Origin of the sequence: Caballeronia sp. Sq4a (assembly GCF_023170545.1) — a bacterium.
Lineage (GTDB): Bacteria > Pseudomonadota > Gammaproteobacteria > Burkholderiales > Burkholderiaceae > Caballeronia.
In genome coordinates this window covers 720,421-733,042 of sequence record NZ_CP084252.1, presented here as the reverse complement: position 1 = coordinate 733,042, position 12,622 = coordinate 720,421, and the positions used below count along the sequence as shown (strand labels likewise).

Genomic DNA, 12,622 nt, shown 5'->3' with positions numbered 1-12,622 from the left:
TTACGTCGAGATTCGCCGTGCGATGACGCAGTGACAGGGTTGGTGTCTAGCTTGACGCAACGAACGTGCCGTTGGCGCGTGGGGCGTTTGAAAGGCGGCTATTGCTTCGGTGTTATCGAGAGCGGGCGAGAAACGCGGCTGCGCTGACGAGGATTCAGACGTCCATCATGCGCAAGGGCAGCGGCGGTAGAAGGGCGCTGGTGTGCGCTTTTTCAAAGCTTTGAAATTTCGTCACGTCGTGACATATTTCGCGTGGCATGGTTGAGCTGAAAGGGACGTCGATGCATTTAGCTCGATGAAAGTCTTTTGACGGGAGCGGGTGTGGGCAAACGTAATTCGAACGCGCATCGATGGATAGCCGCGATGCCGTCGAAGCGACGGCTTGAAGACTCCGGACGACCGACGAAGAACGAGCGTTCTAAAACGCGGCGTATGCAAGCGGCCTGCGCGCTCTCGTCCGCGCTTCGTAGCGATGTAGTCCCGCACCCCACGACGCTCTTTCGTCAGACACGACCCCGCACGCGCGGCGCCGTGCCGCGAGTCGGGGAAACACCATGCTCGCCCCGCCGCCGATGATGCATACTTGACTCGACCGACGGCAACGCTGCGACCGTTACGCTCTGCATCGGCAAGTAAAAGCGTGCCCCGACTCACTCTGGGAGACTGCAATGAAACCGCTCTTGTTGAAGGCGTGTCTATGCGCGCTCGCGCTGGGCCTCTTCGGGTCTGTGTACGCGGCAGGAACCGGCGATGCAGCGTCTTCCGTCGATACGGGCAAGGCGAGCGGTCGCGTCAGCGGGCAGGGATCAGCAGGCGGCATGCAGCCCGCCACGCCCGGCGGCACCGCCGACACTTCAGCAGGCAACGCGCGTCCGGCCGCGCAAGGCTCGGCAGGCGGCATGCAGCCCGTGACGCCGGGCACCAGTCAAGGCACCGGTGACGGAAAAGCCAAAGCGGGAACCGAATAGCCAGTCTTCAGAGCGATCTCCGCAAAGAGCGCCACCGCGCTTTGCGCATCATCGCGTTCTGGAAGTAGCTCGGTAAATTGCCTATGCTTTCTCCGGGTTCCGGGCGATTCAAGAGGCCGCTCACGGCCGACACGCCCGACCCACACGCGAAGAACGAAAACGAATAGGGAGACGTCATGACAGGCTATTCCCGCGTTTTGCTTGGTTCGATAGCAGTCTGCATCGGCGCTTGGGGAACATCGACAGCGCTTACGGCCCGCGCCGCCGACGAGATCCAGAACACCAACACGACGGAATCCGCGCCCGTTCCTGCTTCGTTACGGCCCATATCGCAAGCCCAACTCGATGCCGCCGCGAACGACAGCGCGTCGTGGCTGCATTCGAACGGATCGTATTCCGAAACGCGCTATGCGCCGGCCAGTCAGATCAATCGCTCCAACGTCGCGAAACTGCGGCCCGCGTTCATCTTCCAGACTGCCGTGATGGAGTCGATGGAGACCGCGCCGATCGTGTCCAACGGCGTCATGTTCCTGACGACGTCGTATAACCACGTCTATGCCATCGACGCGGTCACAGGCAAAGAGTTCTGGCATTACAAGCACAAGATGGGGCCGGTGACGACCTTCTGCTGCGGGCCGAATAACCGCGGGGTCGCCATATCGGGTGACCGGTTGTATATGGGCACGCTCGACGCCAAGCTCGTCGCGCTCGACGCGAAGACGGGCAATCTCGTCTGGTCCTCGCAGATCGCGGACCCGGAGGACGGCTACTCGGAAACGATGGCGCCCGTCGTCGTGGACGGCAAGGTGCTGATCGGCACGAACGGCGGCGAGTACGGCATACGCGGCTTCGTCAAAGCATTCGACGCGAATTCAGGTCAATTGCTCTGGACGTTCTACACGATTCCCGATTCCGGCAGCGAAGGCGTCTGGGCCGAGAACGACGCGGTCGGCCGCAACATGAAGCGCGATATCGAAGCGGAGAAGAAGACGCTCGCGGACAAGGGCCGGGATTTTGAAAAGACGCTCGGCGGCGGCGTGTGGATGGCGCCCGCGGTGGACCGCGCGACGCGCACCGTTTATTTCGTCGTGGGCAATCCCTCGCCCGACCTCTATGGCGCAATTCGTCCCGGCGACAATCTCTATACCGATTCGCTCGTCGCCATCGATCTCGATACGGGCAAGTACAAGTGGCACTACCAGTACATTGCGCATGACGTATGGGATCTGGATGCGGTCAGTCCGCCCATTCTCATCGACGTGAAGGACAAGAACGGGCAGATGGTGCCCGCCATCATTCATGGCGGCAAGACAGGCTTCGTGTACGTACATGATCGCCGCGACGGACACATCATTCGCATCTCCGAAGCGATGATCCCGCAAGAGGGCGTATGGACGCTGCCGACTCCGACCGGCGCGCGCATGTTGCCCGGCGCGAACGGCGGCGTCGAATGGTCGCCCATGGCGTTCAATCCGCAGACGCGCATGGCTTACGCGGCGAACCTGCATCAGCCGATGACGTATCAGGTCGAAGACGCAGCGTATCCGGGCGGCAAGCTGTGGCTCGGCGGCGCGTTCAAGACCATTCCGGGCGAGCAGCAATGGGGCAGGCTCGTCGCGGTGAATGTCGATACAGGCAAGATAGCGTGGGGCTACAAGACGGATCAGCCATTGATCGGCGGCGTGCTCGCGACCGCGGGCGGCCTCGTGTTCAACGGCGAGGGCAATGGTCTCTTCCGCGCGTTCGACGCCTCCACGGGCCGCAAGCTGTGGGAGTTCCAGTGCGGCGCGGGCGTCAACGCGCCGGCGGTATCGTATATGGTGAACGGCAAGCAATACATCGCGGTCGCGGCGGGTGGCAACACGCAACTCGACTTCAAGCGCGGCAACAGTCTGCTCGTGTTTGCGTTGCCTTGAGCGTGTTGCCGATGATGATGCTTCCGCGGATAGGCAAGACAGCCGCGATCGTCGCGTGCGTGGCGCTTTCGCTGCCTTGTCTCGCGCATGCCGATGCGCAGGCGGGCGCAGCGAAAGCCGCCGTGTGCGCGGCCTGTCACGGCCAGAACGGCAATTCGACGAGCGGCGACTATCCGTCTCTCGCAGGGCAGTCGTCGCGCTATCTCTTTCTGCAACTGCGCGACTTCAAGGCGGGCCGCCGCAGCGACCCGCGCATGTCGCCGATGGCGGCGAATCTTTCATCGGAAGACATGCATGATCTCGCCGACTACTTCGCCGCGCAGACGCTCGCGCCAACCGACTTCAAGGCGGACCCGGTGAAAGTGGAAGCAGGCAAGAAGAAGTCCGACGAAGTGCTCTGCACCATGTGTCATCTCGGCGGCTTCAAAGGGCAGAACGAGATACCGCGCGTGGCCGGCCAGCAGTATGCGTATATCGTGAAGCAGTTGCAGGACTTCCGCGAAAAGAAGCGCACGAACGATGCAGGCAACATGACGAGCGTGACCAAGAACCTGACCGACGCGGATATCGAGAATCTCGCGAACTACGTCGCCAATCTGCAATGATGCTGCGATTCACAGGCACCTTTCTTCTGGCGTGCGCGGCGCTCACGGTCATGCCGCAAGCGCGCGCCGACACCGACGCATACGCGCTCAACGAACGGCTGCTGATCGCGACGCGCAATGGCGATGCGCAGGCCGTCGCGCAGATGCTCGATCAGGGCGCGAAGATCGATTCACGCAATCGCATCGGCGACACGCCACTCATAAGCGCATGCAAGCGCGGCATGACGCCGCTTGCGCGCATGCTGATTGAGCGCGGCGCGAACGTGAATCAGGCCGACGTGCAAGGCATTACGCCGATGATGGCCGTCGCGTTCGACGGCAACGACGAAATCGCGGCGCTGCTCATCGCGCATCACGCCGATACGGCAGCGACCGATCGCGTCGGCAAGACCGCAATGGAATACGCCGCGGGGCGCGGACAGACGGCGATCGTGCAACGTCTGCTCGATGCGGGTGTCGATGTCAACGCCGCGTATCACAACCATCTGACCGCGCTCATGTGGGCAGCGGGTTACGATCAGGCGCAGACCGCATCGATGCTGCTCGCGCGCGGCGCGAATCGCGATCTGCGTGATGATCGCGGCAAGACGGCGCTCGATATCGCGGAAGAGACGCGTTCGGTGCATGTGTCCGCGTTGCTCAGGGCGCAGTGAGGACAGGTTTCAGGACACCGAGACCCCGAGCAGATGCCCGACGCCGAATGTGAAGGCAGCGGCGGCAAGTCCGATCACAATCTGACGCGCGGCGGAGAAGACCGTGCCGCGACCATTGAAGAGAGACGTGAACATGCCGATGGCCGCGAGCGCCAGTATGCTTAGTGCGATGCATTGAACGATCGCGGGCCGTCCCGAGGACCACAGGAACGGCATCGCGGGAAACACGGCTCCCGCCGAGAACAGGCAGAACGATACGGCGGCAGCGGACCACGGGTTGCCGCCGAGTTCGGCCGGGTCGAGGCCGAGCTCTTCGCGCGTGAGCGCATCGAGCGCCTTGTCTTTGTCGCGCATGATCTGTGACGCGACGCGGCTTGCTTCCTCGCCATCCAGACCCTTTGCCCGATAGATCATGCGAAGCTCGTGCTCTTCCGCTTCCGGCGTGTGTTCGAGCTCGTCCGCTTCGCGTTGAATCTGTGTCCGGGCGAGTTCACGCGCGTTCGTGACCGACAGCCACTCGCCGAGCGCCATGGAACATGCGCCCGCGATGATGCCCGCCAGCGCAGTCAAGAGAATGGCCCGGTTGGGCGCGCTCGCGCCGGCCACGCCCATGATGAGGCAGAAGTTGGACACGAGACCGTCGTTGGCGCCGAGCACTGCTGCGCGCAGATCGTTGCCCGATGAGACGCCCCGGTGCCACGACTCCGCATCGGCAATTTCAGCGCCTTTCGTCGCGGCTTGTTTGCCCTCATTGGCCAGCGACTGCACGACGTTCGCGTGACGGTGCTCGTCGGCCGACATCGTTGCCGTATCGGGATTGCCCGCGTATTTATTCCGGTCGGCGAACTCGGACGCAGCAAGCGTCGGGAGCACGAAGCGCGCGCCGAACACGTGAACCAGTCCCTTCATCAGCGCGGTTTTCAGCGCCGGTCCTGTGCGAGCGCGTTCGTGGTTGGCTCGAAGCTTGTCCGCCCACACTTGCGCGTGCTGCTTCTCGGATGCCGCGAGTTCCGCAAAGATTCGCTTGCGATCGGCTCGCGCTTCGACGCGCGCGAGCGTCTCGTAGAGTGCCGCGCTGTGCAGTTCATCGGCAAGATTCGCGCGATACCGCTTCAATTCTTGTTTTGATGCCATAACGGTGAGCCTGCGGATCAGAAGCACAACTGTATCGCCAGCGCGCGATGCGAGCGCGAAAAGCCCTTAAGCGCGCGGTGAGCAAGAATGCCAATGGTTTGCATTCGTGCGTGCGTGGCACGCGGTTAAGCGAGCCTTAAGCCGCGCCGTAACAGACTTTAAGGCTCGTCAAAGAATCGCGGAACCCTTCCGGCTATTCTGCTATCTTCCGATGTCGAGTGCTTGACTGCCTCTCGAACTCCCCAGTCGCAACTTGTTCATGAACCTTGAACAAGGTGAGCGGCTCCTTTTACGGACATTGCACCATGCAACGCAAGCAACCTTCGAATCCCGCCATGACGGCGACGCGAATCGCGGCCGGCGACGACAGAACCTCGTACGACCGCGTGTCCATCACGCTGCACTGGCTGACCGCCGTTCTCGTGCTGGCTCAGTTCATTCTCTCTCAGGTGTGGGGTTTCACGCCTCGGCCGACACGGCATCTTCTGATCGTGGCGCATATGTCCTTCGGCATCACGTTGTCGGCGGTGATCATTGCGCGCATTCTGTGGCGCGTGTCGCCCGGGCATCAGGCGCCCGTCGCCTCGTCCGGATGGGCAGAGCTTGCGGCGAAGGGCGTGCACTATCTGCTGTATGCATTACTCGTTTCAGAAGCCGTGCTGGGCTTCGTGTTGAGATGGTCGGGCGACGAGTCGATGAGCTTCTTCGGCCTCCTGATTCCGCCGCCGTTCGCACCGTTCAGCAAGGCGGCGCATCACAACATCGGTGAAGCGCACGAGTTCATCGGCTGGGCGATCATCGTGCTCGCGGCGGCGCATGCGGCCGCTGCGCTGTTCCATCACTGGGTCGTGCGGGATGCGGTATTGGCGCGCATGCTGCCGGGGCTGAAGCGGCGTGACCTGTGAGCTAATCCAGATAGCCAACGCTCAATGCACGCTCGCCTTCGAAAACACATTGATGATGACGACGCCCACTACGATCAGCGCAAGACCGGCAAAGGCGGGCGCATCCAGCTTGTGATGGAACACGAAGATGCTGATGCACGAAATGAGCACGATGCCTAGCCCGCTCCAGATGGCGTAAGCCAGTCCGACGGGAATAGTCTTCAGCACGATAGAAAGAAAATAGAACGCGCCCAGATAAAGACAAGCCATCGCGAACGTCGGGGCGAGCTTCGTGAACTGTTCGGACCGCTGCAGGCAAGTCGTTGCGCCGATCTCGAGCAGTATCGCTACGAATAATGCGCCATAGGCCGACGCCTTTTCATGGGTCATGAGTTGCTCGGGGCTTCGTCGTCGAATGCAAGCTGCTGGCGAATCGAATCGCCAGCAGCACTCATTGTTTTAGTCCGCAGTCGAACCGCCGCTTCTGGGCGATGAGTCCGTTCGCGTCTCAGTGGTTCGCCAGATAAGCCTTGACCGCGGGCAGTCCCGGCTTTCCGTCGATCGTCGTCACGCCCGCGAGCCAGCCGTCGAGAATGGAAGGGTTGGCCTTCAGCCAATCGAGCGTGGCCTTGTTCGGGTCTTCCTTGTCCATGATGTGAGTCATGATCTGATTCTCCATCGCGGTACTGAAGCGAAGGTTCGAAAAGAGCTTCGCCGCGTTCGGGCATCGGGTCGCGTAGTCGGTCGGCTGCACCGTGTACACCTTCGCTTCACCGTAGTTCGGGCCGAACACGTCATCGCCGCCCGATAAGTAGTTGATCTTCATTCGCACGTTCATCGGATGCGGTTCCCAGCCGAGGAAAACGATCCACTCTTTGTTTTGAATCGCCCGGTTCACCTGCACGAGCATGCCCGCCTCGCTGGATTCCACGAGCTTGAACTTGCCGAGACCGTATTGATTGGCCTTGATCATTTTGTCGATCAGGATATTCGCGTCGTTGCCCGGCTCGATTCCATAGATCTTGTATTGCAGCTTGTCCGCATTCTTCGCGATATCGGAGAAGCTTTTGATACCCGCTTGATAAACATAGTCGGGAACGGCCAGCGTATATTTCGCGCCCGTCAGATTAGGCGGGTTCACGACCTTGACAGACCCGGACTTGACGAACGGCTCGATGACCGGGTCCATGGAAGGCGACCAATAGCCGAGGAAGGCGTCGATCTGTTTCGACTTCACGCCGGCGAACGTGATGGGAACCGATGCGATCATCTTCGACGGCGCATAGCCTAAGCCCTGCAAGACGTTGGTCGTGAGCCCGGTCGTCGCGGCGATGTCGGTCCAGCCGATGTCGGCCATGCGAACGGTCCGGCAGCTAGCCGGATCCGCCGCCTGCGCCCTGACGGCGAAGCTGCTGGCGAAAGCAATAGCGAAGGTGCATGTCAATCCGGCTACGAAGTGTCTCATCGCTGCTCCAGTCGAAAGATGTGAACGTGTGATGGCTGCTTGCTTTAAAGCGCTTTGACGCTGACGACGGACCGTAGCGGCGCGTTCGCGCCCACAGAATCGCGCTGCTTTCTGGCGCTTTCAGCAACAAAATAAGGAGTATTGACCTTAGCGAGCGGCGGGATGCCCCGAATGCGGTCCGCGATCTTCTCCGCGAGCATGATGGTCGGCGCGTTCAGGTTGCCCGTCGTGATCTGCGGCATGATCGATGCGTCCACGACGCGCAGGCCGCTCATGCCGTGCACGCGTCCCTCCGCGTCGACGACCGCCATGTCGTCATAGCCCATTTTGCACGAGCAAGAAGGGTGATATGCGGTCTCCGCCTTTGCGCGCACGAACGCATCGAGCTCGCTATCGCTCATTGCATCGGCGCCGGGATGCAGCTCTTCTCCGCGATAGCGCGCGAGCGCCGGCTGCCGCATGATGTCCCGCGTGATGCGGATTCCGTCGCGGAACTCGCGCCAGTCCAGCGGATCGGCCATATAGTTGAACAGGATGCTCGGATGCGCGTTCGGATCGCGCGACTTGAGCTTCACGCGGCCGCGGCTCGGCGAGCGCATGGAGCCGACGTGCGCCTGAAAGCCGTGCATCTCGATGGGATTCGAGCCGTTGTAATTGATCGCGACGGGCAGGAAGTGATACTGGATGTTCGGCCAGAGATCGTCGTCGCGCGTGCGGATGAAGCCGCCCGCCTCGAAGTGATTCGTCGCGCCAATGCCGGTTCCCTTGACCATCCATTCGAGTCCGATAGCCGGCTGGTTCCACCACTTCAGCGCAGGGTAGAGCGTCACCGGTTCCTTGCATGCGTACTGCATGTACATCTCAAGATGATCCTGAAGGTTCTCGCCGACGCCCGGCAAGTGATGCACCAACGGGATCTCCAGTTCCTTCAGCCACGAAGACGGCCCTACGCCGGAGCGTTGCAACAACTGAGGCGACGCAATTGCACCGCAGCACACGAGCACTTCACGACGCACATGCGCCGTCTCGCGCTGGCCGCCATGCAGATAAGCGACGCCGATTGCGCGCTTGCCCGAAAATAGCACGCGGTCCGTTGCGGCATGCGTCACGATGGTGAGATTCGCCCGATGCCTCGCGCGGTCGAGATAGCCTCGTGCGGTGCTCGCGCGCCGGCCGTTCGCCGTGACGGTCCGATCCATCGGGCCGAACCCTTCTTGCTGATAGCCGTTGAGATCGTCCGTGCGCGGATAGCCCGCCTGCACGCCGGCCTCCACCATCGCGGCGAAGAGCGGATTGTTGCCGGGCTTGCTCGTCGTCACATGCACCGGGCCGTCGCCACCGTGGTATTCGTTCGGGCCGATATCGCGCGTCTCGGCCTTGCGGAAATACGGCAGGCAATCGAGGTAGCTCCAGTTTTCGAGCCCCGGCATCGACGCCCAGTTGTCGTAATCGAGCGCATTGCCGCGGATATAGCACATGCCGTTGATGAGCGACGATCCACCGAGCCCCTTGCCGCGTCCGCATTCCATGCGGCGGTTGTTCATGTGCGGCTCAGGCTCCGTTTCGTAGGCCCAGTTATAGCGGCGCCCTTGCAGCGGATACGCGAGCGCCGCCGGCATCTGCGTGCGGAAATCGAAGCGGTAATCGGGACCGCCTGCCTCCAGCAGCAGCACAGTCACGTCTTCGTCTTCGGTCAGACGGGACGCGAGCACGTTGCCCGCCGAACCGGCGCCGACGATGATGTAGTCGAACTCTTTCGCGCTCATCGGCATGCTCCTCAAAACACGGGTTGATACGGTCCGAGTTCCACCTGAACCGACTTGATGCGCGTATAGGCGTGCAAGGTGACGATGCCGTTCTCGCGACCGATGCCGGACTGCTTGTATCCGCCCACGGGCATCTCCGCAGGCGATTCGCCCCACGTATTGATCCAGCAGATGCCCGCTTGCAGCCGATGCACGACGCGGTGCGCGCGCGACAGGTTCTCGGTCACGACGCCCGCCGCGAGGCCATAGACCGTGTCGTTCGCGCGAGCGATGACTTCGGCCTCGTCGTCGAACGGAAGAATGCACATGACCGGACCGAATATCTCTTCCTGCACGATGCGCATATCGTCGCGGCAATCCGCGAATACGGTCGGCGCTACGTAGTTGCCGCGAGCGAATGCGCCATCGGTCAGGCGCTCGCCGCCTGCAACAAGCCGCGCGCCTTCGCGCTTGCCTTCTTCGATGTAGCCGAGCACCTTGTGCATCTGCGCGGCGCTGACAAGCGGCCCGAAGTTGGTATCCGGCTCTGCGGGCGCGCCGACACGAATGCGCTTCACGCGTTGCTGCACCAGGCGTTCGAACTGCTCGACGACACCACGCTCGACGAACACGCGCGTGCCGTTGGTGCATACCTGGCCCGAACTGAAGAAGTTCGCGCTCATCGCGATATCGGCGGCGCGTTCGAGGTTCGAATCGGCGAAGACGATCAGCGGCGACTTGCCGCCGAGCTCCATCGTCACGTCCTTGAGCGTGGAACCGCCCGCGCGCGCCATCACCTTCTTGCCGGTCTCGATGCCGCCGGTGAACGATATCTTGTCGATGCTGGCATGCTCCGCGAGCATCGCGCCGACGCGGGCATCGCCCTGTACCACGTTGAACAAGCCCGGCGGCGCGCCTGCTTCCGTGTAGATTTCCGCGAGCTTCAACGCGCTCAAGGGCGTGACTTCGCTCGGCTTGAAGATCATCGCGTTGCCTGCCGCAAGTGCGGGCCCCGACTTCCAGCACGCGATCTGTATCGGATAGTTCCACGCGCCGATGCCCGCGCACACGCCGATGGGCTCGCGCCGCGTATAAACGAAGGACGCTTCGCGCAGCGGTATCTGTTCGCCTTCTATGGCCGTCGCGAGCCCCGCGTAATACTCGATAACGTCCGCGCCCGTGACGATATCCACGGCGCGCGTCTCGGCGATCGGCTTGCCCGTATCGCGCGTTTCGAGGGCGGCGAGTTCGTCGTTGCGCGCGCGGAGCAAGTCCACTGCGCGACGCAGAATGCGCGAGCGTTGCATCGACGTCAACGCGGCCCATTCCTGCTGCGCGGCCTGCGCTGCCCGGACCGCCCGGTCGATGTCGGCCTGTGACGCCTGCTGCACGCGCGCGAGACTTTCACCCGTGGCGGGATCGAACGTGTCGAAGGTTTCGCCGCTCGTCGCATCGACATATTCACCGCCGATGTAAAGCCGTTGCTCGTCGAAAAGGGGCATCGCCTGCGTCTCCTGAGTGCGTTGTGGGGATCAGTCGCGTGGCTGGATCATGAGATCGATGTAGTCGTACGAGACGCGCAGCGCGCTCTTCGTATCGAACGGTTCGCCCGCGAGCGCGCCACGCAACCACAGACCGTCGATCAGCGCCGCGAGTCCCGTCGCGGCGCGGCGCGCGGCAGCGCGGCTCAGCACGCGCGAGAAGTCGGCGCAGAGGTTCGAGTAGAGACGGCGCGTATTCACGTATTGCAAGCGCCGCAGTTGTTCCTTGTGCATGCTCTCGGACCAGAACGCGAGCCACGTTTTCATGACCGGTCCGTTGACCTGCTCGACGTCGAAGTTCGCGGCGACGACCGCGCGCAGCTTCGAACGCGCATCGGGCTTCGCGGCCTTGCGCCGGCGCGAGGTGCCTTGCCACAAGGATCGCAACACATGGCGCATGGTGGCTTCCAGCAGCCCGTCCTTATCGCCGAAGTAATGACTCACGATGCCCGTCGAAATCGACGCGCGCTGCGCCACGGTCGCGAGCGTGGCGCCCGTGAGTCCGACCTCGTCGATGGTCAGCAACGTGGCATCGATGAGTTGCGCGCGACGGAGCTCGCGCATTCCAAGCTTGGGCATGGTTGATCGACCTGTGAGAGCACGCCGCCCTCGGCATTTACCAGAGCGTCGGCACATGCTACTTTTTTTATATTGAACGGTCAATCAACAAAAACGGCGAGAAAAAAGGCGAGCCGTTTGCGTCAGACGATTGCGTCGCACTCGTCCAGCAGCCAGTCCTGAAACGCGCGCACGGCGGGCGGTTCTTCGCGTCGCGTAAGCAGCATGTAGCCGCGATCGGTGACGAGCGAGGTTTCACTCAACGCGACGAGCTGGCCCGTAGCGACCAGTTCGTCGATGAGCGGCGACCAGCCGAGCGCGACGCCCTGACCCATGACTGCCGCATGCGCCACCAGCGCGTAGCTGTTGAAGGTCAGCCCGCCGTGCATCGGCGGCGCGGCCTGTCCTTGCGCGTCGAACCATGCATTCCACGAGAGCCACCGCTCCGGCTGCGTGCGCTCGACGTGCAACAGCGGCAGCTTCGAGAGATCGGACGTGTCGTGCGTCGCCGCGAACGTGGGGCTGCATACCGGCGTGACACGTTCCGGGAACAGCTTCACGGCCCGGCGCGCGCCCCAGTCGGCGTGCATGTCGCCGAACACGATGGCCACGTCCGCGCCGTCGCCGGACGCACTCGGCATCTGTTGCGACGTGATGATCTTCACGTCGACATCGGGCATCAGCGCCTTGAATTGCGGCAGGCGCGGCATGAGCCAGTAGGTGGCGAAGCCGAAGTCGGTCGACAAGGTGAGCGCGCGCTGGGCACGGCGCGAGCGGATATCGCTCGTAGCCTGGCGGATGACGTCGAGGCCCTGACGCACCGCGTCGAAGAGGCGCGTGCCGTCTTCGGTGAGCGTCACGCCGCGATGGCCGCGCTCGAAAAGCGCCGTCCCGAGCGCTTCTTCCAGCTGCACGACGCGCTGGCTCACCGCGGGCTGCGTCGAGCCGAGTTCGCGCGCCGCCGCCGTGAAGCTCGCGAGCCGCGCGGCGGATTCGAACATCAGCAGCGCCTGCATGGGCGGCAGGCGGTCTTGTCGCGGCATAACGGCTCCTTATGAGCGCATAACGAAATGTCGTCTTCACAGACGAAAATCGGACGGCAATAGTGGCGTTGCGCGAACACCCCGGGCGCGCGGATTCCGGCATCCGATTC

12 protein-coding genes are annotated in these 12,622 nt (G+C 62.6%); 5 read left to right on the top strand and 7 right to left on the bottom strand.

The window, feature by feature from the left end; all coding sequences use genetic code 11:
• Positions 1 to 668 precede the first annotated feature (668 nt).
• The 4 genes from LDZ24_RS22890 (at position 669) to LDZ24_RS22875 (ending at position 4,142) form a co-directional block, all read left to right on the top strand.
• Positions 669 to 968 (top strand): hypothetical protein, encoded by a 300-nt coding sequence (locus LDZ24_RS22890; protein WP_248323506.1) that lies wholly within the window; start codon positions 669 to 671, stop codon positions 966 to 968.
• 176 nt (positions 969 to 1,144) lie between these two features.
• Positions 1,145 to 2,884, top strand: a complete 1,740-nt coding sequence (locus LDZ24_RS22885) for a PQQ-binding-like beta-propeller repeat protein (RefSeq protein WP_248323505.1) — start codon at positions 1,145 to 1,147, stop codon at positions 2,882 to 2,884.
• Positions 2,885 to 2,895: 11 nt separating this feature from the next.
• The gene (locus LDZ24_RS22880; protein ID WP_248323504.1) at positions 2,896 to 3,489 is read left to right on the top strand and encodes a cytochrome c; all 594 of its coding nucleotides are present in this window, start codon (positions 2,896 to 2,898) and stop codon (positions 3,487 to 3,489) included.
• Positions 3,489 to 4,142 carry an ankyrin repeat domain-containing protein gene (locus tag LDZ24_RS22875; RefSeq protein WP_371747493.1) on the top strand — a complete coding sequence of 218 codons (654 nt, stop codon included), beginning with the start codon at positions 3,489 to 3,491 and terminating at the stop codon, positions 4,140 to 4,142. Before LDZ24_RS22880 ends, LDZ24_RS22875 begins: the two co-directional genes overlap by 1 nt.
• Positions 4,143 to 4,151: 9 nt before the next feature.
• Here LDZ24_RS22875 and LDZ24_RS22870 read toward each other — a convergent pair whose 3' ends face one another.
• A complete protein-coding gene (locus LDZ24_RS22870) occupies positions 4,152 to 5,276 on the bottom strand; it encodes a VIT1/CCC1 transporter family protein (RefSeq protein ID WP_248323503.1) in 1,125 nt (374 codons plus the stop codon).
• A gap of 305 nt (positions 5,277 to 5,581) precedes the next feature.
• Here LDZ24_RS22870 and LDZ24_RS22865 point away from each other — a divergent pair, with 305 nt between their 5' ends.
• On the top strand, positions 5,582 to 6,181 hold the full coding sequence (locus tag LDZ24_RS22865) for a cytochrome b (protein ID WP_248323502.1): 600 nt from the start codon (positions 5,582 to 5,584) through the stop codon (positions 6,179 to 6,181).
• A gap of 21 nt (positions 6,182 to 6,202) precedes the next feature.
• Here LDZ24_RS22865 and LDZ24_RS22860 read toward each other — a convergent pair whose 3' ends face one another.
• The 6 genes from LDZ24_RS22860 to LDZ24_RS22835 all read right to left on the bottom strand — a co-directional run bounded on the left by LDZ24_RS22860 (position 6,203) and on the right by LDZ24_RS22835 (position 12,512).
• The gene (locus LDZ24_RS22860) at positions 6,203 to 6,550 is read right to left on the bottom strand and encodes a multidrug efflux SMR transporter (RefSeq protein ID WP_248323501.1); all 348 of its coding nucleotides are present in this window, start codon (positions 6,548 to 6,550) and stop codon (positions 6,203 to 6,205) included.
• A gap of 118 nt (positions 6,551 to 6,668) precedes the next feature.
• Positions 6,669 to 7,625: a choline ABC transporter substrate-binding protein gene (locus LDZ24_RS22855; RefSeq protein WP_371747470.1), complete on the bottom strand. Its 957-nt coding sequence runs from the start codon at positions 7,623 to 7,625 to the stop codon at positions 6,669 to 6,671.
• Between the two features lie 44 nt (positions 7,626 to 7,669).
• Positions 7,670 to 9,391 (bottom strand): choline dehydrogenase, encoded by a 1,722-nt coding sequence (gene betA / locus LDZ24_RS22850; RefSeq protein WP_248323500.1) that lies wholly within the window; start codon positions 9,389 to 9,391, stop codon positions 7,670 to 7,672.
• A gap of 11 nt (positions 9,392 to 9,402) precedes the next feature.
• Positions 9,403 to 10,872 (bottom strand): betaine-aldehyde dehydrogenase, encoded by a 1,470-nt coding sequence (gene betB, locus LDZ24_RS22845; RefSeq protein ID WP_248323499.1) that lies wholly within the window; start codon positions 10,870 to 10,872, stop codon positions 9,403 to 9,405.
• 30 nt (positions 10,873 to 10,902) lie between these two features.
• Entirely contained in the window at positions 10,903 to 11,490 is a 588-nt protein-coding gene (gene betI, locus LDZ24_RS22840; RefSeq protein WP_175943451.1) for a transcriptional regulator BetI, read from the bottom strand.
• Between the two features lie 122 nt (positions 11,491 to 11,612).
• Positions 11,613 to 12,512: a LysR family transcriptional regulator gene (locus tag LDZ24_RS22835; protein ID WP_248323498.1), complete on the bottom strand. Its 900-nt coding sequence runs from the start codon at positions 12,510 to 12,512 to the stop codon at positions 11,613 to 11,615.
• Positions 12,513 to 12,622 lie beyond the last annotated feature (110 nt).